Raw genomic sequence first — 23,463 nt, 5'->3', positions numbered from 1 at the left:
CGTTCCTTCAGTATTTCCGCTGCCTGATACGCCAGATCAGCGCCACTGTCATCCCTGCCCATGTGGCGGCGATCAGGAACCACTGCACGGCGTAGGAGAGGTGATTGTTGGGGATCCCCTCGATGGCGACGGGGACCGGCTGAACGCCCTGCGCGTCGCCCTCGACGAAGCTTGCGACCACCAGGACGGGCTCGGTATCCAGCTGTGCGGCCATCGCCGGCACGTCGCGGGCGAACCAGATGTTCTCGTCAAGATTGGGCGCGGGGGTGGCGCTGCCGGCCTCGTCGGGCCAGTGCAGGTTGCCGCGCACCCGCAGCCGGGTCGGGCCCCGTTCGGCGCGGCGCAGCTCCTGCGGGACGAAACCGCGGTCCAGCAGGATCGCGCGGCCGTCATCGGTGACGAAGCGCGACACGACCTGATAGCCGCCGCCCTGTTCCTTGCTGCCCGACAGCACGTCGATCTCGGCGCCCGAGGTGGTGCCGGTGACGGTCACCGGCATGTATTTCATCGACGGATCGACGCGATCGGGCAGCGCGACCGCGGGCGCCTCGATCCGCGCGCGGATCTGGTCCAGCATCGCCTCTTTCCAGTCCAGCCGCCGCAATTGCCACAGCCCGAGGCTGATGAGGATGGCGCATCCGACAATACCGAGGATCGCGGGAAACAGATAGCGGCGCATGGTGCGGGAACCTGGTCTGTGCAAGCGGGCAAAACGAAAACGCGCGGGGAACGGGCCCCGCGCGTCACAGGCAGATGGGGCGCGGTCAGCTGCCCCAGATATAGACGGCGCCGAACAGGAACAGCCAGACCACGTCGACGAAGTGCCAGTACCAGGCCGCGGCCTCGAAGCCGACATGCTGGGTCTGGGTCATCTGGCCGCTCTTGAAGCGGAACAGGCAGACCGCGAGGAAGATGGTGCCGATGATGACGTGCAGCCCGTGGAACCCGGTCGCCAGATAGAAGGCGCTGGCATAGGCAGTATCGGCGAGGCCGAAAGCCGCGTGGCTGTATTCATAGGCCTGCAGGGCCGAGAAGGCGACGCCCAGCACGATCGCGACGATCAGGCCGTTGATCGCCGTCTTGCGGTCGCCCTCATGGACGAAGGCGTGGTGGGCCCAGGTGACGGCGACGCCCGACAGCAGCAGGATCAGCGTGTTGATCAGCGGCAGGTGCCAGGGATCGAAGGTCACGATGCCCTCGGGCGGCCAGACGCCGTCCTTGATCGGGCTTTCCGGACCCATCGGATAAAGGACGTTCTTGAACCAGTTCCAGAACCAGGCGACGAAGAACATCACCTCGGAGATGATGAACAGGATGAAGCCGTATTGCAGGCCCAGCCGCACGACCGGGGTGTGGTCGCCGGTCTCGCCCTCGCGGATCACGTCGGCCCACCAGCTGTACATGACGTACAGCACGCCGACGAAGCCGATCAGGAACATCCAGGGGCCGCTGTCCTGCATCCACATCACCGCGCCGAACAGCATGATGAAGGCCGAAATCGCACCGATGAAGGGCCAGATCGAGGGCGGCAGGATGTGGTAGTCGTGGTTCTTTGCGTGCGCCATGTGCGGGTCCCCGTCGGCTTCCTTGATCAGTTGACGTTATCGGCCGGCGCGGCGTCAAGCGCCGCCTGCTTCGGCTCGGTCCGGTGAAAGGTGTAGGACAGCGTGATGTCCCTGACCCAGCCTGCGTCGCGGTCGTTCACCAGTTCTGGATCGACATAGAAGCTGACCGGCATCTCGACGCGTTCGCCGGGCTGCAGCGTCTGCTCGTTGAAGCAGAAGCACTGGATCTTGTCGAAGTAATAGCCCGACACCTCGGGGGCGACGTTGTAGCTCGCCGTGCCGGTGATCGGCTCGTCGCTGTTGTTGATCGCCTCATAAAAGGCCAGGCCGTTCTCGCCGATCTTCAGATCCATCCGCGTCTGCATCGGCCGGAAGGTCCAGTCGAGGCCGGGCTCGACATTGGCGTCGAAACGCACCCGGACCACCTCGTCCAGCACCACCTCGGACGCCGAGTCCGCCACCTGCGTGGTGCCGCCGAAGCCGGTCACCCGGCAGAACCAGTTGTAGAACGGCACCGCCGCCCAGGCCAGCGCGCCCATCGTGACCACGACCCCGACAAGGGCCGCGACGGTGCGGGTCTCGCGGGTCATTCCGACGCCTCCGGCGCCGGGGTCACACCGGCGGCCGAGCCAGCAGGGGCCAGGGCCTCCTTCGGCAGGGCCGAGACACGCGGCTGATGGTCAAAGGCCTCCATCATGTCGCCCTGGCGCACCTTCACCACGGTCAGTCCGAAGACCAGCGCCGCGAAGGCCACAAGCACCAGCCCCAGCCCGACATTGCGCGAGCGGCGGCGGCCATGAAGCTCGTGTTCGGCCTGCATCGGCATCACCAAGCCCCCGCCCAGCCCTGCACCAGCAGGGCAAGGAAATGAACGAACAGGTAATACAGCGACAGCCGGAACACCTGCTTCTCGACCCGGTAGCCATCGGCGACCGCCGCCTGCTCGTCGCGCCGCAGGATGCGCCAGCCGCCATGGATGAACAGGATGTTCGCCACGATCGCCACCGCCAGGTAGATCGGCCCACCGACCGAGGTCAGGCCCAGCCAGATCGCGAAGGGCGCCAGGACCAGCGTATAGGCGAAGATGTGGCGCCGGGTGGCGGGGCGGCCATGCGTCACGGTCAGCATCGGCACGCCGGCGTTGTGGTAATCCTCTTTCATGAACAGCGCCAGCGCCCAGAAATGCGGCGGCGTCCAGAAGAAGATCAGCGCGAACATCAGCAGCGGCTCGATCCCCACGCCTCCGGTGGCGCAGGCCCAGCCGATGATCGGGGGAAACGCGCCCGCCGCACCGCCGATGACGATGTTCTGGGGTGTCCAGCGTTTCAGCCAGATCGTGTAGATCACCGCGTAGAAGAAGATCGTGAAGGCCAGGAGGCCGGCCGCGAACCAGTTTGCCGCAAGACCCAGCATCATCACCGACAGGCCCGACAACACGAGGCCAAGGCCCAGGGCCTCGCCGCCCGTCACCCGGCCCGAGGGAACCGGCCGGCTGCGGGTGCGGCGCATCACCGCGTCGATGTCGGCATCATACCACATGTTCAGCGCGCCCGAGGCCCCGCCGCCCAGCGCGATGAACAGCACCGCACAGAAGGCCACGAAGGGATGCATGTCGCCGGGCGCGACCCACAGCCCGACAAAGGCCGTGAACACCACCAGCGACATCACCCGCGGCTTCAGCAACGCGACATAGTCGCGGAACTCGGCCTCGGGGGCACCTTCGTATGCGTGAATCTCGGTCATCGCGCGGTCCTGCCCACGGCCCTGTGTCCCGGGCCGGTCACTCTGCCTGGGCCAGTTCGACGGCCGCGCCCTCGACGCCGAGGCGGGCCAGCTGGTCCTCGGACAGGGTGCCGCCCTGTTCGGTCACCCAGCGGGCATAGACCTCGGGGCTGACGGCCTTCACGACGATCGGCATGTAGGCGTGGTTGATGCCGCACAGTTCGCTGCACTGGCCGAAATAGACGCCCTCCCGCTCGACGTTGAACCAGGCCTGCGCGATCCGGCCGGGAACCGCGTCCTGCTTGATGGCGAAGGCCGGAATGGTCCAGCTGTGGATCACGTCGTTGGCGGTCACCTGCAGCAGCACGGTCTTGCCGACGGGCACGACCACGGCCGTGTCGGTGGCCAGCAGGTATTCATCCTCGGCGTAGCCCGCATCGGCCAGTTCTTCCTTCGCCAGCATCAGCGAATCGAAGCCCAGATCATTGTCGGGATATTCGTAGGACCAGTACCACTGGTTGCCGATCGCCTTGATGACGACATCGGGGTCCTCGGGCATTTCCTGGCTGCGGAACAGGGCGGGCAGCGAGAAGGCGCCGATCACCACGAGGATCAGCACCGGAATCAGCGTCCAGGCGATCTCGATCGGGGTGTTGTGGGTGAACTTGGCCGGAACCGGGTTCGCACGGCTGTTGAAACGGAAGATCACGATCAGCAGAAGGGCGCAGACGAAGACCGTGATGACGGCGATGATGATGAGCACGAAGTGATCCAGCCATTGCTGGTCGCGGGCGATCTCGGTCACGGCGGGCTGGAAGCCCGTGCCCTTCGCGACGGGCTTGCCGATCGTGGGCAGGTCGCCCAGCACGTCCTGCGCCCAGGCCGCGCCGGCCAGCATTCCCCCGGTCGCAAGCAGCGCCGCTGTTCCGGCTGCGTGGCGAATCATCGCTTTTGCCATCATTCCATCCCGTTCCGTTGGCCCGGCCGAAACGGCCGCAAGGGCCGCCGCAAGGCTGCCCCTTTCCCTTTTACATGGTCCGTTCTAAGACCATATCTCGTGCTCTCGGGCAAGGGATACCTGGGACGGAAGCGCGTTTTTCGGGCAGACCGCCGCGCCGCGCGACATCCCCAGCCCGCCAGCAAGGAGACTGCCCGATGAGCCGCGACCGCTTTGCGCCCTTCGATCATTTTCTGGATCGCGACCAGGCGCTTGCGATCCTGCGCGAGGCGGTGGCCGGCGCCGATGATGGCGAGCTGTTCCTGGAACGCTCGGTGTCAGAGACGCTGGTCTTCGACGACCGGCGGCTGCGCAGTTCGGGCTATACGGCCGAACAGGGCTTTGGCCTGCGCGCGGTGCGCGGCGAGGTGACGGGATACGCGCATTCCACGGAAATCACGGCTGAATCGCTGCGCCGCGCCGCCCGCACCGCGCGCCTTGCCGTGGGCGATGGAGGCGGCAGCATGGCACCGCCCGCGACGCTGATCCGGCACCCGCTCTATGCCGACGCCGACCCCGCCGAGGGCATCCCGGTGGCCCGGCGCATCGCCCTTCTGCGCGAGATCGACGACTACGCCCGAAGCCGCGACCCGCGGGTGGTGCAGGTGACGGCCTCGATCGCCTCGTCGCTGCAGGAGGTCGCGATCCTGCGCCCCGAGGGCGGCCTGGTCACCGATATCCGGCCCATGGCGCGACTGAATGTCGCGGTCATCGTCGAGAACAACGACCGCCGCGAGAGCGGTGGCCATGGCGGCGGCGGGCGGGTCTCGCTGGCCGGGCTGATGCAGCCCGCGCACTGGCAGGCGGCGGTCGACGAGGCGCTGCGGATCGCGCTGGTCAACCTGCGCTCGGTCCCGGCGCCGGCGGGGGTGATGGATGTGGTCCTTGGGCCGGGCTGGCCGGGCATCCTGCTGCACGAGGCGGTCGGCCACGGGCTCGAGGGCGATTTCAACCGCAAGAAGGCCTCGGCCTTCGCCGGGCTGATGGGACAGCGCGTCGCGGCGCCGGGCGTCACGGTGATCGACGACGGCACCATCCCCGACCGGCGCGGCAGCATCAGCGTGGACGACGAGGGCACCCCCCCGGCCCGCAACGTGCTGATCGAGGACGGCATCCTCGTGGGCTACATGCAGGATCGCCAGAATGCGCGGCTGATGGGCGTGGCGCCCACCGGCAACGGCCGGCGCGAAAGCTTTGCCCATGCGCCGATGCCGCGGATGACCAATACCTACATGCCCGGCGGCGAGGCAGACCCGGCCGCGATCCTCGCGGACCTGGCCGACGGCATCTATGCGGTGGGCTTCGGCGGCGGCCAGGTCGACATCACCAACGGCAAGTTCGTGTTCTCCTGTACCGAGGCATACCGGGTCCGCAACGGCGTGGTGGGCGATCCGATCCGCGGCGCCACGCTGATCGGCGACGGGGCGACCGCGCTGCGGCAGGTGCGGGCCGTGGGCAACGACATGGCGCTGGACCCCGGCATCGGCAATTGCGGCAAGCAGGGCCAATGGGTCCCGGTCGGCGTGGGCCAGCCCACGCTGCTGATCGGAGGGCTGACGGTCGGCGGCTCGGCGGCGTGAAATCTTCGCCCCCGCTAACCAAGCGTTAACCACTGTTGCGCTATGCCGGAGTCCGGATGAGACGGAGACACGCCATGGACACCGGTTACCTTCCCTTCGGCACCACCAACACCCTCCCCACCGCCAAGGATGACGACCTTGGCTTTCTGCGTCTCATCCGGTCCAGGCGGGTCGGTCCTGCGACCTTCCACCGCCTGGTCGAGGAACATGGCAGCGTCGCCGCGGCGCTGGACGCGCTGCCCGACATCGCGGCGGCGGCCGGCATCGCCGATTACGAGGTCTGCCCCGAAGGCGTCGCGGCGGCCGAACTTGCGGCGGGCCGCAAGGCCGGTGCGCGGCTGATCCGCTGCGATTCGCCCGACTACCCCGCCTCGCTGCGCGAGATCGACGGCGCGCCGCCGGTGCTGTGGCTGCGCGGCGATCCCGCCTGGCTGACCCGCCAGCCGGTCGCGGTGATCGGCGCGCGCAACGCATCTTCGCTGGGGCTGCGGATGGCGCGGGGCATGTCGGCGGGTCTGGGCGAGGCCGGCTGCACGGTCATCGCCGGGCTGGCGCGCGGCATCGATACCGCCGCCCACAACGCTGCCCTGCCCACCGGGACGGTGGCGGTGATGGCCGGCGGCGTCGATGTGATTTACCCTGCCGAAAACGTGATCCTCGCCGCGCAGATCGCCGAACAGGGGGCGCTTGTCTCGGAGCAGCCGCCCGGCACCGAACCTGCGGCGCGGCATTTTCCGACCCGCAATCGCATCATCTCGGGCCTGTCGCGCGCCGTCGTGGTTATCGAGGCCGCGCACCGCTCGGGCACGCTGATCACCGCGAAAAGCGCGCTGGACCAGGGGCGCGACGTGATGGCGGTGCCGGGGCATCCGATGGATGCGCGGGCGGCGGGCTGCAACCTGCTGATCCGCGACGGTGCCCTGCTGGTGCGCAGCTCTGCCGATGTGGTCGAGGCGCTGGATCGCAACGACGACCGCGAAGCCGAGGCCGCTGCAGGCGCCGAACCCGCCGCCGGGCGCGCGGCACGCCCGACCGCAAGCGCGGCACCTGCCGCCTTGCGCGACGCGGGCGGGCCGGTGCAGCTCGAGGCGCGCATCCTGTCGCGCCTGACGCCCAGCCCCACCGACGAGAACGACCTGATCCGCGACCTTGGCGTGCCGGCGGCAAGCGCCTGCGCCGCCATCCTGTCGCTGGAGCTTCAGGGCCGGCTGACCCGCCTGGCAGGCGGCCGGCTGGCGCTGGGATAGGCAGCGACCGGGCCTGCCCCGCTGACCACCCAGGCCGCGCCGGCGCGCCCCATGCGGGCGGCCGGCGCGGCGCTTTCGGGCGCCGCCGCTGGCACCGGCCCTTGGCGACGGGGATTCAGGGGCCGTTGACAGTGCCCCGCCCCGCACCCATGTTGCCGCCCCATTGAACGGTCCCCCGAGGTGCACATGCCTGTCGTCGTCGTCGAGTCCCCGGCCAAGGCCAAGACCATCGAGAAATATCTTGGCGGCGACTATCGCGTGCTGGCCAGTTTCGGCCATGTGCGGGACCTGCCCCCGAAGGATGGCAGCGTCGATCCCGACCAGGATTTCGACATGAAGTGGGAGGTCGCAGCCGACAGCCGCAAGCATCTGAAGGCGATCAAGGATGCGCTGAAGGACGACCAGAACCTGATCCTGGCCACCGACCCCGACCGCGAGGGCGAGGCGATCAGCTGGCATCTGCTGGAGGCGCTGCAACCGGCGCTGAAGAAGGGCAGCGCGGTGCACCGCGTCACCTTCAACGCCATCACCAAGGCCGCCGTGACCGATGCGATGAAGCAGCCGCGCCAGATCGACCAGCCGCTGGTCGACGCCTATCTGGCCCGCCGTGCGCTGGACTATCTGGTGGGATTCAACCTGTCGCCGGTGCTGTGGCGCAAGCTTCCGGGCGCGAAATCGGCTGGCCGGGTGCAATCCGTCTGCCTGCGACTGATCGTCGATCGCGAGATGGAGATCGAGGCGTTCCGGGCGCGCGAATACTGGTCGGTCCACGCGCGCCTGGCGACGCCGGGCGGGCAGGAATACGACGCGCAGCTGGTCTCGCTGGCCGGCAGGAAGCTGGACCGTTTCGATCTGGCCGATGCTGACGCCGCCGCGATGGCCGTCAGTGCGGTGGCAAGCCGCGACCTGACGGTGGCCAGCGTCACCGCCAAGCCGGCCAGCCGCAACCCCTGGCCGCCCTTCATGACCTCGACCCTGCAGCAGGAGGCCAGCCGCAAGATGGGGATGGGCGCCAAGGCCTGCATGTCCGCGGCGCAACGGCTGTATGAGGCCGGGCTGATCACCTACATGCGGACCGACGGCATCGACATGGCGCCCGAGGCGGTGATGGCCGCGCGCGATGCGATCCGCGCCCGCTTCGGCGAGGAGTACCTGCCGAAATCGCCCCGCATGTACAGGAACAAGGCCAAGAACGCGCAAGAGGCGCATGAATGCATCCGGCCGACCGACATGATGCTGTCGCCCGACAGGCTGAAGGTCGCGGCGGATGACCAGCGCAAGCTGTACGACCTGATCTGGAAGCGGACGATCGCCAGCCAGATGGAAGCCGCCCGGATGGAGCGCACCACGGTCGAGATCGAAAGCCCGGACCGTCAGGTCGGCCTGCGGGCAACCGGCCAGGTGATGCTGTTCGACGGCTTCCTGCGCGTCTACGATCAGGGCCGCGACGACGAGGAGGGCGAGGATGGCGCCCGCCTGCCCGCGATCGCCGAGGGCGAGGCGGCTCGGCTGGTCGCCACTGCCTTCGAGACGGAGTTCGCGAAGGCCGCCGAGAAGGGCGATGACGCACCGGCCGCGCCGGCCGGTCAGCGCGCTGCGCCGGGATTGCTGGTGAACGACGCCGCATCGACGGCCGCGCGTCAGCATTTCACCCAGCCCCCGCCCCGCTATACCGAGGCGACCCTGGTCAAGCGCATGGAAGAACTGGGCATCGGCCGCCCCTCGACCTATGCCAGCATCGTCACCACGATCCAGGACCGCGACTATGTCCGCAAGGACAAGAACCGGCTGATCCCCGAGGACAAGGGGCGGCTGGTGACCATCTTCCTGCTGAAATACTTCCCGCGCTACGTCAGCTATGACTTCACCGCCGATCTGGAAAACGAACTGGACGAGATCAGCGCTGGCGACCTGATGTGGCGCGAGGTTCTGGGCCGTTTCTGGAAAGATTTTTCAAAGGCGTTGGAAGGCACGTCCGAACTCCGCATCACCGAGGTGCTGGAGGCGATCGATGACGCGCTGGCACCGCATCTCTATCCGCCGCGGGCGGATGGCGGCGATCCGCGGCTGTGCCCGGTCTGCGGTGCCGGAAGGCTGAATCTCAAGACGGCGCGCTCGGGCGGGGCCTTCATCGGCTGCACGAACTATCCCGAATGCCGCTATACCCGCCCGCTCTCGGCGCCGGATGGCGACGAGCCGGTGGGCGACCGCATCCTCGGCATCGACGCGGGCGACCAGATCAGCCTGAAGACCGGGCGTTTCGGCCCCTATGTCCAGCGCGGCGAGGCCAGCGAAGAGACCCCGAAGCCGCCGCGCGCCTCGATCCCGAAGGGCTGGGACCCGGCCGCGCTGGATCTGGACCGCGCGGTGCAGCTGCTGTCGCTGCCGCGCCCGGTCGGGCCGCATCCCGAGGATGGCGAACTGATCGAGGCGGGGATCGGCCGCTATGGTCCCTATGTCAAACATGGCGCGAAATACGCCAACCTGCCGGATGCCGACGAGGTGTTCACCATCGGCATGAACCGCGCGGTCGAGGTTCTGGCCGCCAAGCAGAGCCGCGGACGGGCCACCGCAGCCGCACCGCTGAAGGACCTGGGCGAGCATCCCGACGGGGGCGGAATCCAGGTCATGAACGGCCGCTATGGCCCTTATGTCAAATGGCAAAAGGTCAATGCGACGCTGCCGCGCGATGTCACGCCCGAGGATCTCACGCTGGATCAGGCGCTGGAACTGATTGCGGCAAAAGCGGCAAAATCGCCGGCCAAGGCCGCGCGCAAGCCTGCGGCGAAATCTGCCGCGGCCAAAAAGCCCGCTGCCGGGAAAGCGGGCGGGAAGAAGCCGGCGGCGAAGAAGGCAGCCGCGGGCAAGGCGGCTGCCCGATCGACGGCGAAGGCGACCGGCAAGGCACCCGGCTAGGAGGCCGACTAGGCGGGCCCCGCGCCGCCGCCGATCGGCGCGGCCTTGGCCAGCGCGCGAAAGCTGGCGATCGTCAGCCGGTCGGCCAACGGGCCGACCGCGGCCAGCGCCCGCGCGACCAGATGGGTCAGCCCCTGCACCACGGCCATGTCGCGATCATGCTGGTCGGGCGTCGTCGTCAGCACGCGCAGGCAGCACCTGCCGCATCAGCGCCGCCGGGGCGATCTTGACCGATGCCGCGTGACGACCGGCGCGCCGAGCGCAAGATGCGGCGCGATGCCCCGCAAGGCCGCCCCGACCTGCGCCAGCGGCACCGCGAGGATGACCAAGGGGCAGCACGCGGTGCTGCGCAGATCGCTCGGCGGCAGATCGCTGCCAGACACCGCCGGATCGCCGATGCAGAGGCGCAGGGCGCGGGCGATCAGCGGCCAGAAGGCGCCGAAGCCGATGATGATGCCGCCGAATTCAGGGGAAATCGCAGCATCTGCCTGGGCTTGCGCGGGAAGGGGTTCTGCCTGTCCTCGACCGCCGGGTCCTGCGCGGTCCACAGAATGCCGCCGCCGCCATGGCGGCGGGCGGCAATCGGCACGAAGGGCGGCATGGATGCGGTTCATGCGCGCGTGACGCGCGCAGCGGCGGCCGCATGTCAAGTCATGGCGCTAACAGGGTGTGGCGCGATTGACACGGGTTGCCCTGCGGGCCATGACTTGCCCGGACGTTATCATCAGCAGGGGGGACCGATGAAGAAGGTCTTTGACAATGCGGACGAGGCCCTTGACGGCCTTCTGAAGGACGGGATGTTCATCGCCGCCGGCGGCTTCGGCCTGTGCGGGATCCCCGAATTGTTGATCGACGCGCTGGTGAAGTCGGGCGTGAAGGACCTGACCATCGCCAGCAACAATTGCGGCGTGGACGGCTTCGGCCTCGGCAAGCTGCTGGACACCCGCCAGATCCGCAAGATGATCTCGTCCTATGTCGGCGAGAACGCCGAATTCATGCGCCAGTACCTGTCGGGTGAGTTGGAACTGGAGTTCAACCCGCAGGGCACGCTGGCCGAACGGATGCGCGCCGGCGGCTGCGGCATTCCCGGCTTCTTCACCAAGACCGGCGTCGGAACGGTGATCGCCGAGGGCAAGGACGTCAAGAATTTCGATGGCCAGGACTATATCCTCGAACGCGGCATCGTCGCCGACCTGTCGATCGTGAAGGCATGGAAGGCCGACGACACCGGCAACCTGGTGTTCCGCAAGACCGCGCGCAACTTCAACCCGCCCGCCGCGATGTGCGGCAAGGTCTGCGTCGTCGAGGTCGAGGAGATCGTCCCGCGCGGCAGCCTTGACCCCGACCACATCCACCTGCCCGGCATCTATGTGCACCGGATCATCCAGGGCCAGCACGAGAAGCGCATCGAGCAGCGCACCACCCGCAAGAAGGAGACCGCGTGATGCCCTGGGACCGCAATCAGATGGCCGCCCGCGCGGCCGAGGAACTGGAAGACGGGATGTATGTCAATCTGGGCATCGGCATCCCCACTCTGGTGGCGAACTATGTCGGCGACAAGGACATCACCCTGCAATCCGAAAACGGCATGCTGGGCATGGGCCCCTTCCCCTTCGAGGGCGAGGAGGATCCCGACCTGATCAATGCCGGCAAGCAGACCATCACCGAGTTGGCACGGACCTCGTATTTCGACAGCGCCACCAGCTTTGGGATGATCCGCGGCGGCAAGATCGCTGCGGCGATCCTGGGCGCGATGGAAGTGGCCGAGAACGGCGATCTGGCGAACTGGATGATCCCCGGCAAGCTGGTCAAGGGCATGGGCGGCGCGATGGACCTGGTGGCCGGCGTCGGCCGGGTGATCGTGGTCATGGACCACACCAACAAGGCCGGTGAATCGAAGGTCCTGCGCGAATGCACCCTGCCGCTGACCGGGCGCGGCGTGGTGGACCGGATCATCACCAATCTGGGCGTTCTGGACGTGGTGCCGGGCGGGCTGAAGATCGTCGAGACCGCCGATGGCGTCACCGAGGACGAGCTCCGCGCCGCCACCGAGGCGAAGATCGTCGACTGACCCGCAGGGCTGCCGCGTCCCGGCCAGCGGGCGGGACGCGAGGGCGGCCCGGGCCGGACATGGCACGGGCCGCCCGCATTTCGAGGATGGATCCCGGCCGTGACCGCCGATCAGATCGCCGCGCTGTTCACCCGCGAGGATGGCAGCTTCCTGTGCGCCCGCTGGGGCCGGCCGGTGGCACCGGTGGTGTTTGGTCTTGCCGAGGAAAGCCTGGACATCTTCCGCGCCGCGATCCGGGCGGGCTTCGCCCATGCCGGGCATCCGCTGGCCGGGACCGACCCCGAGATGGGCAGCAACCTGATGCTGTTCTTCATGCGCGACTGGTCCGAATTGGCCGACATCCCCGATCTGGACCGCCTGACCGGCCAGCGCGGCCTGGCGGGGCGGCTGGCGGCAGGCCGCGCCGACCACTACAGGCTGTTCCGCTTTGACCCAGACAGCGCAATCCGCGCCTGCATGATCTTCGTGCGTCTTGGTGGCGCCCTGGCCACGGCGCATCCGGCGCAACTGGCCGAGGCACTGATGATGCGCAGCGCGCTGAGCTTTGCGCGCGAGGTGACGCCCTCGGCGGCGCTGGCCGGCCTGATCCGCGCCGCCTATGATCCGGTGCTGCCCGCCGCCGCGACCGATCCCGCCCATGCGCTGCGCCTGGCCGCCCGGCTTGCGGCGCAGCCCGCCGCTCCGGCATCCTTCGGCGCAAATGCCCCCGAACACGGCTAGAAGGCCCGCCATGCCCCACCGCTTCGCGTTGCGCGTCTATTACGAGGATACCGACCTTGCCGGCATCGTCTACTACGCGAACTATCTGAAATTCATCGAGCGCGCCCGCTCGGAATGGCTGCGCGATCTGGGCGTCGATCAGGCGGCGATGAAGGCCGAGGGCGGGCAGGTCTTCGCCGTGCGCCGCGTCGAGGCCGACTATCTGCGCCCGGCGCGCTTCGACGACCTGCTGACGGTGACGACCGACCTGGCCGAGGCACGCCCGGCGCGGGTCATCCTGTCCCAGTCGGTGCTGCGCGGGACCGAGACGCTGTTCGCCGCGCGGGTGACCATCGCCTGCCTCGACGCGCAGGGCCGGCCGACCCGCCTGCCCCCGGATCTGGCGGCTGCGCTGCACCGCGCGCCCCCCGGCGGGCGGGAGACAGGCTCGACGGACCGGCCGCGCGCGGATATGTGACGGCATTGTGTTGCGGCGGGGGATGAAACCCCTGCTAGTTAAGGGCTAGAAGGCCCGCGAAACGGCCCGTGACGATGAGGCAGTGACCATGGACCCCATTCAGGCCGCCCAGGCCCTCGATTTCTCGCTGGTGGCGCTGTTCGCCCGCGCCTCGCTGACCGTCAAGATCGTGATGATCCTGCTGGTGATCGCCTCGTTCTGGGGCTGGGCGATCATCGTCCAGAAAATCCTGACCTTTGCGGCCGCCCGGCGCGAGGCGGCGCGGTTTGACGGCTCGTTCTGGTCCGGCGAACCGCTGGACGATCTCTACGACCGGCTCGGCGACCGGCCCTCGGGGGCATCCGAACGCATCTTTGCGGCCGGGATGACCGAGTGGCGGCGCAGCCACCGCGACGATGGCGGGCTGATCCCCGGCGGAACGCAGCGCATCGACCGGGCGATGAACGTCGCCATCCAGCGCGAGGAGACGCGGCTGTTCCGCGGCCTGTCCTTCCTCGCCACGGTCGGCTCGACCGCGCCCTTCATCGGGCTGTTTGGAACGGTCTGGGGCATCAAGACCGCCTTCGAGGGCATCGCGATGTCGCAGAACACCAGCCTCGCCGTGGTCGCGCCGGGCATCGCCGAGGCGCTCCTGGCCACCGCCCTCGGGCTTCTTGCGGCGATCCCGGCGGTGGTGTTCTACAACAAGCTGTCGGGCGACGCCGAGCGCGTGGTCGGCAACTGGGAGGCCTTCGCGGACGAATTCTCGACCCTGCTGTCGCGCCAGCTTGACGGCGAGGCCTGAGGCCGATGGCGGATGTCGTCAAGCGCGTCAGTCGCAAGGGGCGCGGGCGCCGGCGCAACGCGCCCATGTCCGAGATCAACGTCACGCCCTTCGTCGATGTGATGCTGGTGTTGCTGGTGATCTTCATGGTCGCGGCGCCGCTGATGACCGCCGGCGTACCGCTGAACCTGCCGCGCACCGCCGCGACGGCGGTCCCCAGCGAGCCCGAGGAGCCGCTGGTGATCTCGATCCCGGCCGAGGGCAGCGTGCAACTGATGAACGAGCCGGTCGGCGATGACGAGGTGGTGGGCAGGCTGCGCGCCGTGCTGCAGGAACGCCAGACCGACCGCATCTTCCTGCGCGCCGACGGCACCATTCCCTATGCGCGCGTGGTTCAGGTGATGGGGGCGCTGAACGCCGCCGGATACACCAATATCGTGCTGGTCACCGATACCGGTGGACCGCGCATGGATGGCTGATCCATGCAGGGCCGCGAAGGGCGCATCGGCTACTGGGTCTCGGGGGTGGCGCATCTGGCGCTGATCCTCTGGGCGCTGTTGGGCGGCGTGCTGTTTCGCCCCCAGCCCTCGACCCCCGTGCGGATGACCGAGGTCGCCACGATGAGCGGCGCCGAATTCGAGGCCTATGCCGCTGCCTCGCGCGGCGCCGGCCCGGTCGGCGGCGAGGCGACCAGCCTGCCCGACCTGCGCGAACCGGCCACGGGCGAGGCGGCGGGCGCTGCCCCCGCCGCGGCCAGCGCCCCGGATGCCGCCGACCCCGCACAAGAGCTGGCCGCCCCGGCCGAGGCCGAACCGCAGCCCGATCTCAGCGATTTCGCGCCGCAAGAGCCGGTCAGCGTGGCCAGCGCCCTGCCAGACGCCCCCGCCGCACCCCAGCCGGTCGAGGCCGAGCCGGCCGCCCCGGCCGCGACGGCGGCGCCCTCGGTGCCCGCCCGCCCGGACGTGCCGGCGGCCCCGGTGCAGGACCAGTCCGCCCAGCCGGTCGCTCCGGCCTCGGCCCTAGCTCTGCAACGCGCGGCCAGGCCGGTCGAACGCCCCGAGGGGCTGGTGGCGGCCCGCGCCGCGCGGCTGGCGGCACGACAGGCCGCGCAACAGGCCGAGCGCGAGGCCGCGGAACAGGCTGCGCGCGCGGCGGCAGAGGCTGCACAGGCCGAGGCCGCGGCAGCCGCCGAGGCACAGGCTGCTGCCGCCCGCTCCGAGGCCGAGGCAGCCGCGCGGCGACAGCAGGAACAGCGTCAGGCCGAAGCCGCCGAGGCAGAGCAACGCCGCGCCGCCGAGGCGGCAGCCGCAGCCGCAGCCGAGGATGAACGCCGTGCCGCCGCCGAGCGGGTGGCCGAGGACCGGCGCCGCGCCGAAGAGGCAGACCGTGCCGAAGCCGAGCGTGCGGAGGCGGCGCGTGCCCAAGCCGAGCGTCTCGAGGCGGAACGCATGGAGGCCGAGCGGGTCGAGGCCGAGCGGGTCGAGGCCGAACGCGCCGAACAGCAGCGGCAGGCGGCCGAGCGCGCCGCCGCGGAGGCCGAGGCGCAGCGCCGGGCCGAGGAAGCCGCGGCGGCCGACCGCCAGGCCCTCGAGGACGCCCTGCGCGAGGCGCAGCAGGAACAGGCTGGTGGCGCGTCGCCCGCCGCCAGCGCCGCGACGGGCGGCGATAGCCGCCAGCGCATCGAGGGCGGCGACGGCGCATCGGCGGCGCAGGATCCGCTGGCCGCCGCCCTTGCGGGGGCGCTGAGCGAGGGCGAGGCGGCAAGTGCCGAGCCGCAGCCGGCGCCCGACCCGCTGCAACTGGCGCCCAGCCCGATCACCCCCGTGCCTTTGCCCGATGCCGACCAGAGCAGCGCGGCAGACCCGCAGGCGAACGGCGAGGCACCGCTGGGCCAGCCCCTGTCGCTGGCCGAGCGCGAGGGCTTCCGCATGGCGATCCGGGACTGCTGGAACATCGGCGCGCTGTCGCTGGAGGCTGCCCGGATGGACGTGTCGATCGAGTTCCGCCTGACGCCCGACGGCCGGCCCGACCCGGCCAGCCTGCGACTGGTCGACCAGCGCGGCGGATCGCAGGCGGCCGCCCAGAACGCGTTCGAGGTCGCCCGCCGCGCGATCATCATGTGCGGTCGCGACGGCTATCCGCTGCCTGCCGGGAAATATGGCCGGTGGCGCCAGGTCATCGTCGATTTCCGCCCCGACGGGATCGGCTTCGAATGAGCGCCGCACCGCCCGCAGCTTCGGCTTTCGACCTGCCGCCATTCCGGCTAGAGAGGACCTCATGCTCCGCCACCTGACGATCGCCCTTGCCCTTGGCCTGACCGCCCTGCCGCTGGCCGCGCCGCGCGCACAGGCGCAGGATGCGCCGCTGCGCATCGAGATCACCGACGGGGTGGTCGAGCCGATGTCGATTGCCATTCCCGCCTTCCACGGGGACGCCGAGATCGCCGGACGCATCCGGCAGGTCGTGGCCGACGATCTGACCGGAACCGGGCTCTTCCGCGAGATCCCGTCCGAGGCGATGATCGCGCGGCCCGACAGCTTCGACGCCGCGGTCGCCTATGACGACTGGCGCGCGATCAACGCGCAGGCACTGGTGGCGGCCGAGGTTACCGGCGCGGGCGAGCAGATCAGCGTCAAGTTCCGGCTGTTCGACGTGTTCGCGGGGCAGCCTCAGGGCGACGGGATGCAGTTTGACGCCCGCGCCGCGGACTGGCGGCGCGCGGCGCACAAGATCGCCGACCAGATCTATGCCCGCCTGACCGGCGAGACCCCCTATTTCGACAGCCGGGTCGCCTTCGTGCAGGAAACCGGCCCCAAAAGCGCCCGGATCAAGCGGATCGGCGTGATGGATTACGACGGCGCCAACATCCTGTGGATGACCGACAGCGCGTCTCTGGTGCTGGCGCCCTATTTCTCGCCGGACGGCAAGTCACTGCTGTATACCAGCTTTGACAGCGGCTTTCCGCAGATCCGGGTGATGGACGTGGCCAGCGTGACCTCGCGGCCGCTGACCCAGGGAGGCGACAGCATGGCCTTTGCGCCGCGCTATTCGCCGGATGGCCGCTGGATTGCCTATTCGCTGGAAAAGGGCGGCGATACCGACATCTGGCTGATGGATTCGGCCACCGGCGCGCAGCGGCCGCTGACCGACAGCCCCTCGATCGAGACGTCGCCCAGCTTCAGCCCGGACGGCCAGCGCATTGTCTTCGAATCCGACCGCTCGGGCACGCCCCAACTGTATGTGGTCGGCCTCGACGGTGGCGAGCCGGCGCGCATCAGCTTTGGCGAGGGACGCTATGGCGCGCCGGCCTGGTCGCCCAAGGGCGACCTGATCGCCTATACCAGGCAGCTTGGCGAACGCTTTCACATCGGGGTGATGCGGGTCGACGGATCGGATGAGAAGAACTTGACCGAATCTTTCCTTGACGAGGGTCCGACCTGGGCGCCCAATGGCCGCGTGGTGATGTTCACCCGCGTCGCTCCGGGCGGAAATGGTCAGCCCAAGCTGCACTCCGTCGATATCACCGGCCGCAACATGCGGCCCCTTGACCTTGACTTTGCCGCATCGGACCCCTCTTGGGGACCGTTGATGCCGTAAGGATCGCCCGAAGCGAGAATCGCCCGAAGGATGCCGCGATGACTGCCTGGATGAAGCCCGTTTCCGCCGCCTGCCTGCTGGCCCTGGCCGCCTGCGCCCAACCGCCTGCGCCGACCGCGCCGCAGGTGGTCGATCCCTACGCCAACACCGGGGCCGGGGCGCTGTATCAGGGCGATCTTGCGGGGGGCACCCTGGGCGCCGAGGCGACCGCGCAGTATTTCAGCACGCAGGTCGGCGATACGGTGCTGTTCGGCGCCGAACAAGCCACGCTGGGCGCGGACGCGCGGGCCATCCTGGCGCGGCAGGCCGAATGGCTGAACCGCCACCAGAACTTCTCGGCCGTCCTGCAGGGCCATGCGGAAGAGACAGGGACCCGCGAATACAATCTGGCTCTTGGCGCCCGCCGCGCCGGTGCGGTGCAGGAATACCTGATTGCGCAGGGAGTCGCGGCCGGCCGCATCCGCACGCTCAGCTTCGGGAAGGAACGCCCGGCCGAGACCTGCTCGGACGAGGCCTGCTATGCCCAGAACCGGCGGGTGGTTACCGTGGTCAGCGACAGCGGGGCCGGATCGTGATGGCACGTCGTCTGGCGGCGCTGCTGCTGGCCGGATTCCTGGCCCTGCCCGTCGCCGCGCAGGAACCCACGCTGGCCGACCTGAAGGCCGAACTTTACAGCCTGCGCGACGAATTGCAGTCGCTGCGTGGCGAGTTGGTGGCCTCGGGCGCGGCCGGGTTTCAGGCGGCCGGGGGCGACGGCGCGATCGACCGGATGAACGCGATGGAGGCGCGGCTGATGCAGCTGACCGACCGGATCGAGCAGTTGCAGAACAGGGTCGGCCGGATCGTCGAGGATGGCACCCGCCGCATCGGCGACATCGAATTCCGGCTGTGCGAGATGGACGAAACCTGCGATCTGGGCGCGCTGATCACGCCCGATCTGGGCGGGCTGGCCCAAGGCGGCGGCACCGTGCCACAGCTTTCCCCCGTGCAACCCTCGGCGCGGCCGGCGCGGCCCTCGGGCGCGGCGGCGACCACGGCCGGAGAACAGGCGGATTTCGACCGCGCCAGCGAGGCCCTGGCGAATGGCGACTTCCGCACCGCGGCCGAGATGTTCGGCGCGGTTGCCGAAACCCATGCCGGTGGGCCGCTGACCGCCGAGGCGCTGTTCCTGCGCGGCGCAGCACTGGACAGCGCGGGTGACCCCAAGGCCGCGGCTTCGGCCTGGCTTGAGGGATTTGCCGCCGCGCCGGACGGGCCGCGCGCGGCGGAAAGCCTTCTGGGCATCGCGCGGGTGATCGCGGCCGATGGCGATCCGATGGCCTCCTGCCTCTATCTCGCCGAAATTCCCGCGCGCTTTCCAGGCAGCGAACCTGCCGCCGAGGCCGAGCGGCGCATGACCGTGATGGACTGCGCCAGCGCGCAGCTGGAGGGCGTGGCCCCCAACGCTGCCCTGCCCGAGGGCGCCGACTTCGGCGATCTGGACCCCGAGGCCGCCGCCGACCTGACCGAGCATCAGTGACCGCGCTGCCGTGAACCGCCCCGCGCCCGACCCGGCCGCCCGTATCCGCGCCGCGCTGGACCGGCTGGCGGGCGACCTGCCCGCGCTTGGGGTCGCCGTCTCGGGCGGCGGCGATTCGGTCGCGCTGATGCATGTGCTGGCCGACTGGGCCCGCGGCCGGCGGGTACTGGTGGCCACCGTGGATCACGGCCTGCGCCCCGGCAGCGGCGACGAGGCCCGCAGCGTTGCCCGCGCCGCGAAGGCGCTGGAGTTGCCGCATGTCACGCTGCTGTGGCGGCGCGATACCGAGGCCGGCAACCTGATGGCCGCGGCCCGCGATGCGCGGCTGCGGCTGCTGTCGGGCTGGGCGCAGCGCAACGACCTGCGGGCCGTGGCGCTTGGCCATACCGCCGACGATCAGGCCGAAACCCTGATGATGCGCCTGGCGCGCGGGTCGGGCATCGACGGGCTGGCCGCGATGGCGGAATGGCGCGACGCCTTCGGCGTTCAGTGGCTGCGCCCGATGCTGGGGGTCGGCAGGGCCGAACTGCGCGACTGGCTGTCTGCCCGCGGGATCGGCTGGATCGACGACGCCAGCAACGAGAACGCCGATTTCGAACGCATCCGCATCCGCCGCGCCATCGCGGAATGCGGCCTCGACAGCGCCGCGCTGGCCCGTGCCGCGACGCATATCGGCGAGGCCCGCGACGCGCTGTCGCATTTCGCAGCCGCCGCCGCCGAGGACGCGATCGTCGCGCAGGGCAGCATCATCCTGCCCCGCCGCCCGTTCAGCGATGCCCCCTCGGAAATCCGGCGCCGCCTGCTGGTCGCGGCCTGCCGCTGGATCACCGGCGCCGACTATCCGCCGCGCCGCGCGACGGTGCTGCACGCGCTGGCGGCCCTGGCCGCCGGCAGCCGGGTGACGCTGGACGGCGCGCTGATCGAGCCAAGTGGCGACCGGCTGCGGATCATGCGCGAACCCGCCGCCGCGGCCCGCGCCCCGGCCAGCACCGGCCCCGTCTGGGACAACCGCTGGCAGGTCGAGGGTCTGCGCCCCGGCCAGCAGGTCACGGCGCTTGGTCTGCAGGGCCTGTCGCAGCAGCCCTGGCGCGGCGCGGGGCTGACCCGGGACGAGGCGGCCGCAAGCCCGGCGATCCGCGAGGGGCAGCGGCTGGTCGCCGCCCCGCTGCTGCGATCCGCGGCCGGCCATCGGCTGTGGCCGGTCCGGGGCGCGGCAGAATTCCGCAGGCTGGTGATGGCGCATTGAACCTGCGGCGATAATCCCTATTTTCAGCACAACCGCATGCCGCCGGAGGAGTCATCTTGGGCAACGCACGAAACCTGGCCTTCTGGGTCGTCCTGTTCCTGATGATCCTTGCGCTGTTCAACCTGTTCAGCGATGGCACCGCGCAGATGAACAGTCGCCAGATCAGCTATTCGGACTTCATCGAGCGGGTCGAGAACGATCAGGTCAGCGCCGTCACCATCGATGGCGAGGATCTGATGATCACCGGCACCGACAACCAGCAATACGCCTCGGTCAGGCCGATGGGAGAGGAGATCACCGAACGGCTGATCGCCAAGGACATCAACGTGAAGGTCGTCAAGCAGCAGCAGTCCGGCTTCATGTCGATGCTGGGCGTCTGGCTGCCCTTCATCCTGCTGATCGGCGTCTGGATCTTCTTCATGAACCGCATGCAGGGCGGCGGCAAGGGCGGCGCGATGGGCTTTGGCAAGTCGCGTGCCAAGCTGCTGACCGAAAAGCACGGCCGGGTGACCTTCGACGACGTGGCCGGCATCGACGAAGCCAAGGAAGAGCTTGAGGAGATCGTCGAATTCCTGCGCAACCCGCAGAAGTTCAGCCGCCTTGGCGGCAAGATCCCGAAGGGCGCTTTGCTGGTCGGCCCTCCGGGAACCGGCAAGACGCTCCTGGCCCGCGCCATCGCCGGCGAGGCCGGCGTGCCGTTCTTTACCATCTCGGGGTCCGATTTCGTCGAGATGTTCGTGGGGGTCGGCGCATCGCGCGTCCGCGACATGTTCGAGCAGGCCAAGAAAAGCGCCCCCTGCATCGTCTTCATCGACGAGATCGATGCCGTCGGCCGCTCGCGCGGGGTCGGCATCGGCGGCGGCAATGACGAACGCGAACAGACGCTGAACCAGCTGCTGGTCGAGATGGACGGCTTCGAGGCGAACGAAGGCATCATCATCATCGCCGCGACCAACCGCAAGGACGTGCTTGACCCGGCCCTGCTGCGCCCCGGCCGATTCGACCGCCAGATCCATGTGCCGAACCCCGACATCAAGGGCCGCGAGAAGATCCTTTCGGTCCATGCCCGCAAGGTGCCGGTCGGCCCCGATGTCGACCTGCGCATCATCGCGCGCGGGACGCCGGGCTTCTCGGGCGCCGACCTGATGAACCTCGTGAACGAGGCCGCGCTGATGGCCGCCCGGATCGGCCGCCGCTTTGTCGCGATGGAGGATTTCGAGAACGCAAAGGACAAGGTGATGCTGGGCGTCGAACGGCGCAGCATGGTGCTGACGCCGGAACAGAAGGAAAAGACCGCCTATCACGAGGCCGGCCATGCCGTGGTGGGCCTGTCGCTGCCGAAATGCGATCCGGTCTACAAGGCGACGATCATTCCGCGCGGCGGCGCCCTGGGCATGGTGGTCAGCCTGCCCGAGATGGACCGCCTGAACTTCCACAAGGACGAGGCCAAGCAGAAACTGGCGATGACGATGGCCGGCAAGGCGGCCGAGATCATCAAATATGGCGAGGAAGGCGTGTCGAACGGCCCGGCCGGCGACATCCAGCAGGCCAGCCAGCTGGCCCGCGCGATGGTGATGCGCTGGGGCATGTCCGACAAGGTCGGCAACATCGACTACGCCGAGGCGCATGAGGGCTATAACGGCAATACCGGCGGCTTCTCGATCTCGGCCGCAACCAAGGAACTGATCGAGCAGGAGGTCTATGACCTGATCGAAGAGGGCTACCAGGACGCCCGCCGCATCCTCCTCGAGAAGAACGAGGAATTCGAACGCCTCGCCCAGGGCCTGCTGGAGTACGAGACCCTGACCGGCGAGGAAATCGGCAAGGTGATCCGCGGCGAGGCGCTCGGCGGCGACGACGATACACCGGGGAGTGCCATCCCGTCCGTTACGGCGATCCCGAAATCCGGCAAGCCTACTCCCGAAGGCGATCCCGCGCCTGCGTGATCGCTGTGCCCGGCGGAATTGCCCGACCAACACGAGGGCCCTGCCGGAGAATTCGCCGGCGGCGCGATGCCCCCGGTCGGGTTGTGCCGGCGCAACGGACAGAGGCCAGGCGCCCGTCGCAGGCTGAGCGGCAACTGTTTCGGCATGGAGCTTGCGGAAGCCGTCTTGTCCTGCATCCTGTCGTCCGGTTGTTCGAGAGCACCAAGCTGCCCCCCCAAGATCGCCCCTTGGCACAAGTGATAAGGTGCAGTCCGCTGATCCTCGACGAGACGAAGATCAGACAGCTCCAAACGCACATATCATGCCTCTGGATTCAAGGCGAAGGTCGCGCTGGACGCCTTGGAGAGCGAGCAAGCCGCCGCCGAGGTGGCGAGCCGGTTCGGCATGCATCCAACGATCATTCATCAGGGAAACGGCCCTGCTCGACGGCGCGTCGGGCATGTTGGGGCGCGGGTCCCGCAAGAACCCCGCGATCGCCGATGCGCAGGTCAAGGCGTTCCACGCCGGGATTGGGCGAGATGGCTGTGGCAAACTCTTCTTTGGAAAGAAGGCTAGAGCCATGGAGCGGGACGGGAGGCGCGACTTTACGGCATCAGCGCCCATGGAACAGTCTGGCGTGATTGCGTAGCGGAGGGTTTGCGGCTCATCTTTACGCCGGCTGGAGTTGAAGATGATGAAGAACCGAAGGACCGCGTCAGCGAAACCCGTGACGACGAAGGCCCCTGCCGATTAGGTCGTGAAGAATATCCGGCGCGCGACGCGCAAATTGCATTCTTCCGAGGAGAAGATCCGAATCGTGCTGTCTGGCCTTCGTGGCGAAGACAGCTTTGCCGAGCTGTGCCGCAAGGAAGGGATCGCCCAAAGCCTGTATTACAGCTGGTCGAAGGAATTCCTCGAGGCCGGCAAGAAGCGGCTGGCCGGTGATACGGCCCGCCAGGCGAATACAGGCGAGGTGAAAGATCTGCGTGCCGAGGCTTTGGCACTGAAGGAACTGTTGGCCCATCTGAGCCTTGAAAACCGTCTGCTCAAAAAAACACGACCGGGGCTGGGGGGCGACCACGAATGAGATACCCTGCCGCTGAAAGGCTTGAAATCATCCGGCTGGTGGAGCAGTCGC

The 23,463-nt window shown here is 68.9% G+C and carries 23 protein-coding genes and 1 pseudogene; 16 read left to right on the top strand and 8 right to left on the bottom strand.

All coding sequences use genetic code 11. The annotated features are described in order from the left end of the window. Positions 1 to 7: 7 nt before the first annotated feature. From Q5Y72_RS11040 to coxB, 6 genes are all read right to left on the bottom strand, one after another. Positions 8 to 679 (bottom strand): SURF1 family protein, encoded by a 672-nt coding sequence (locus Q5Y72_RS11040; protein WP_305963479.1) that lies wholly within the window; start codon positions 677 to 679, stop codon positions 8 to 10. 85 nt (positions 680 to 764) lie between these two features. Then, complete coding sequence (locus Q5Y72_RS11035; RefSeq protein ID WP_305963478.1) at positions 765 to 1,565, bottom strand: cytochrome c oxidase subunit 3; 801 nt, start codon at positions 1,563 to 1,565, stop codon at positions 765 to 767. A gap of 26 nt (positions 1,566 to 1,591) precedes the next feature. Continuing rightward, the gene (locus Q5Y72_RS11030; RefSeq protein WP_305963477.1) at positions 1,592 to 2,155 is read right to left on the bottom strand and encodes a cytochrome c oxidase assembly protein; all 564 of its coding nucleotides are present in this window, start codon (positions 2,153 to 2,155) and stop codon (positions 1,592 to 1,594) included. Beyond that, complete coding sequence (locus Q5Y72_RS11025) at positions 2,152 to 2,391, bottom strand: cytochrome c oxidase system small membrane protein (RefSeq protein ID WP_305963476.1); 240 nt, start codon at positions 2,389 to 2,391, stop codon at positions 2,152 to 2,154. Before Q5Y72_RS11025 ends, Q5Y72_RS11030 begins: the two co-directional genes overlap by 4 nt. Then, a complete protein-coding gene (gene cyoE / locus Q5Y72_RS11020) occupies positions 2,391 to 3,308 on the bottom strand; it encodes a heme o synthase (protein WP_305963475.1) in 918 nt (305 codons plus the stop codon). Before cyoE ends, Q5Y72_RS11025 begins: the two co-directional genes overlap by 1 nt. Before the next feature lie 37 nt (positions 3,309 to 3,345). After that, positions 3,346 to 4,233, bottom strand: a complete 888-nt coding sequence (coxB, locus tag Q5Y72_RS11015) for a cytochrome c oxidase subunit II (protein ID WP_371930810.1) — start codon at positions 4,231 to 4,233, stop codon at positions 3,346 to 3,348. Between the two features lie 209 nt (positions 4,234 to 4,442). Between coxB and tldD the strand changes: the two genes are divergently transcribed. The 3 genes from tldD to topA all read left to right on the top strand — a co-directional run bounded on the left by tldD (position 4,443) and on the right by topA (position 10,027). Beyond that, entirely contained in the window at positions 4,443 to 5,864 is a 1,422-nt protein-coding gene (gene tldD, locus Q5Y72_RS11010) for a metalloprotease TldD (protein ID WP_305963474.1), read from the top strand. Positions 5,865 to 5,938: 74 nt separating this feature from the next. Then, positions 5,939 to 7,111 (top strand): DNA-processing protein DprA, encoded by a 1,173-nt coding sequence (gene dprA, locus Q5Y72_RS11005; RefSeq protein WP_305963473.1) that lies wholly within the window; start codon positions 5,939 to 5,941, stop codon positions 7,109 to 7,111. Between the two features lie 186 nt (positions 7,112 to 7,297). Further along, entirely contained in the window at positions 7,298 to 10,027 is a 2,730-nt protein-coding gene (gene topA / locus Q5Y72_RS11000; protein WP_305963472.1) for a type I DNA topoisomerase, read from the top strand. Between the two features lie 8 nt (positions 10,028 to 10,035). On the opposite strand, the gene Q5Y72_RS10995 is transcribed toward topA, so the two are convergent. Further along, positions 10,036 to 10,212, bottom strand: a complete 177-nt coding sequence (locus Q5Y72_RS10995) for a prephenate dehydrogenase dimerization domain-containing protein (protein ID WP_305963471.1) — start codon at positions 10,210 to 10,212, stop codon at positions 10,036 to 10,038. Positions 10,213 to 10,233: 21 nt separating this feature from the next. Then, positions 10,234 to 10,575 carry a hypothetical protein gene (locus Q5Y72_RS10990; RefSeq protein WP_305963470.1) on the bottom strand — a complete coding sequence of 114 codons (342 nt, stop codon included), beginning with the start codon at positions 10,573 to 10,575 and terminating at the stop codon, positions 10,234 to 10,236. A 192-nt stretch (positions 10,576 to 10,767) separates the two neighbouring features. Between Q5Y72_RS10990 and Q5Y72_RS10985 the strand changes: the two genes are divergently transcribed. The 13 genes and pseudogenes from Q5Y72_RS10985 to Q5Y72_RS10925 all read left to right on the top strand — a co-directional run. Beyond that, positions 10,768 to 11,472, top strand: a complete 705-nt coding sequence (locus Q5Y72_RS10985) for a CoA transferase subunit A (protein ID WP_305963469.1) — start codon at positions 10,768 to 10,770, stop codon at positions 11,470 to 11,472. Next, positions 11,472 to 12,098 (top strand): CoA transferase subunit B, encoded by a 627-nt coding sequence (locus Q5Y72_RS10980; RefSeq protein WP_305963468.1) that lies wholly within the window; start codon positions 11,472 to 11,474, stop codon positions 12,096 to 12,098. Before Q5Y72_RS10985 ends, Q5Y72_RS10980 begins: the two co-directional genes overlap by 1 nt. 99 nt (positions 12,099 to 12,197) lie before the next feature. Then, on the top strand, positions 12,198 to 12,818 hold the full coding sequence (locus tag Q5Y72_RS10975; RefSeq protein WP_305963467.1) for a hypothetical protein: 621 nt from the start codon (positions 12,198 to 12,200) through the stop codon (positions 12,816 to 12,818). Between the two features lie 10 nt (positions 12,819 to 12,828). Next, the gene (ybgC, locus tag Q5Y72_RS10970; RefSeq protein WP_305963466.1) at positions 12,829 to 13,275 is read left to right on the top strand and encodes a tol-pal system-associated acyl-CoA thioesterase; all 447 of its coding nucleotides are present in this window, start codon (positions 12,829 to 12,831) and stop codon (positions 13,273 to 13,275) included. A gap of 88 nt (positions 13,276 to 13,363) precedes the next feature. Next, on the top strand, positions 13,364 to 14,059 hold the full coding sequence (gene tolQ / locus Q5Y72_RS10965; RefSeq protein WP_305963465.1) for a protein TolQ: 696 nt from the start codon (positions 13,364 to 13,366) through the stop codon (positions 14,057 to 14,059). Positions 14,060 to 14,064: 5 nt separating this feature from the next. After that, positions 14,065 to 14,517 carry an ExbD/TolR family protein gene (locus Q5Y72_RS10960; protein WP_305963464.1) on the top strand — a complete coding sequence of 151 codons (453 nt, stop codon included), beginning with the start codon at positions 14,065 to 14,067 and terminating at the stop codon, positions 14,515 to 14,517. Positions 14,518 to 14,520: 3 nt separating this feature from the next. Then, entirely contained in the window at positions 14,521 to 16,254 is a 1,734-nt protein-coding gene (tolA, locus tag Q5Y72_RS10955) for a cell envelope integrity protein TolA (protein ID WP_305963463.1), read from the top strand. A gap of 61 nt (positions 16,255 to 16,315) precedes the next feature. Beyond that, positions 16,316 to 17,635, top strand: coding sequence for a Tol-Pal system beta propeller repeat protein TolB (gene tolB / locus Q5Y72_RS10950; protein ID WP_305963462.1), 1,320 nt, complete (start codon positions 16,316 to 16,318; stop codon positions 17,633 to 17,635). A gap of 38 nt (positions 17,636 to 17,673) precedes the next feature. Next, positions 17,674 to 18,210: a peptidoglycan-associated lipoprotein Pal gene (pal, locus tag Q5Y72_RS10945; protein WP_305963461.1), complete on the top strand. Its 537-nt coding sequence runs from the start codon at positions 17,674 to 17,676 to the stop codon at positions 18,208 to 18,210. Next, the gene (locus Q5Y72_RS10940) at positions 18,210 to 19,154 is read left to right on the top strand and encodes a tetratricopeptide repeat protein (RefSeq protein WP_305963460.1); all 945 of its coding nucleotides are present in this window, start codon (positions 18,210 to 18,212) and stop codon (positions 19,152 to 19,154) included. Before pal ends, Q5Y72_RS10940 begins: the two co-directional genes overlap by 1 nt. A 10-nt stretch (positions 19,155 to 19,164) precedes the next feature. Then, positions 19,165 to 20,400 (top strand): tRNA lysidine(34) synthetase TilS, encoded by a 1,236-nt coding sequence (gene tilS / locus Q5Y72_RS10935; protein ID WP_305963459.1) that lies wholly within the window; start codon positions 19,165 to 19,167, stop codon positions 20,398 to 20,400. Positions 20,401 to 20,456: 56 nt separating this feature from the next. Further along, positions 20,457 to 22,346, top strand: coding sequence for an ATP-dependent zinc metalloprotease FtsH (gene ftsH / locus Q5Y72_RS10930; protein ID WP_305963458.1), 1,890 nt, complete (start codon positions 20,457 to 20,459; stop codon positions 22,344 to 22,346). A gap of 736 nt (positions 22,347 to 23,082) precedes the next feature. Beyond that, positions 23,083 to 23,463: pseudogene (locus Q5Y72_RS10925) on the top strand (transposase); the annotation flags it as partial.

The sequence above is a fragment of the Paracoccus spongiarum genome, assembly GCF_030732095.1.
GTDB classification, from domain to species: domain Bacteria; phylum Pseudomonadota; class Alphaproteobacteria; order Rhodobacterales; family Rhodobacteraceae; genus Paracoccus; species Paracoccus spongiarum.
The sequence above is the reverse complement of the archived record's forward strand: the minus strand, read 5'-3'. Positions and strand labels throughout refer to the sequence as shown.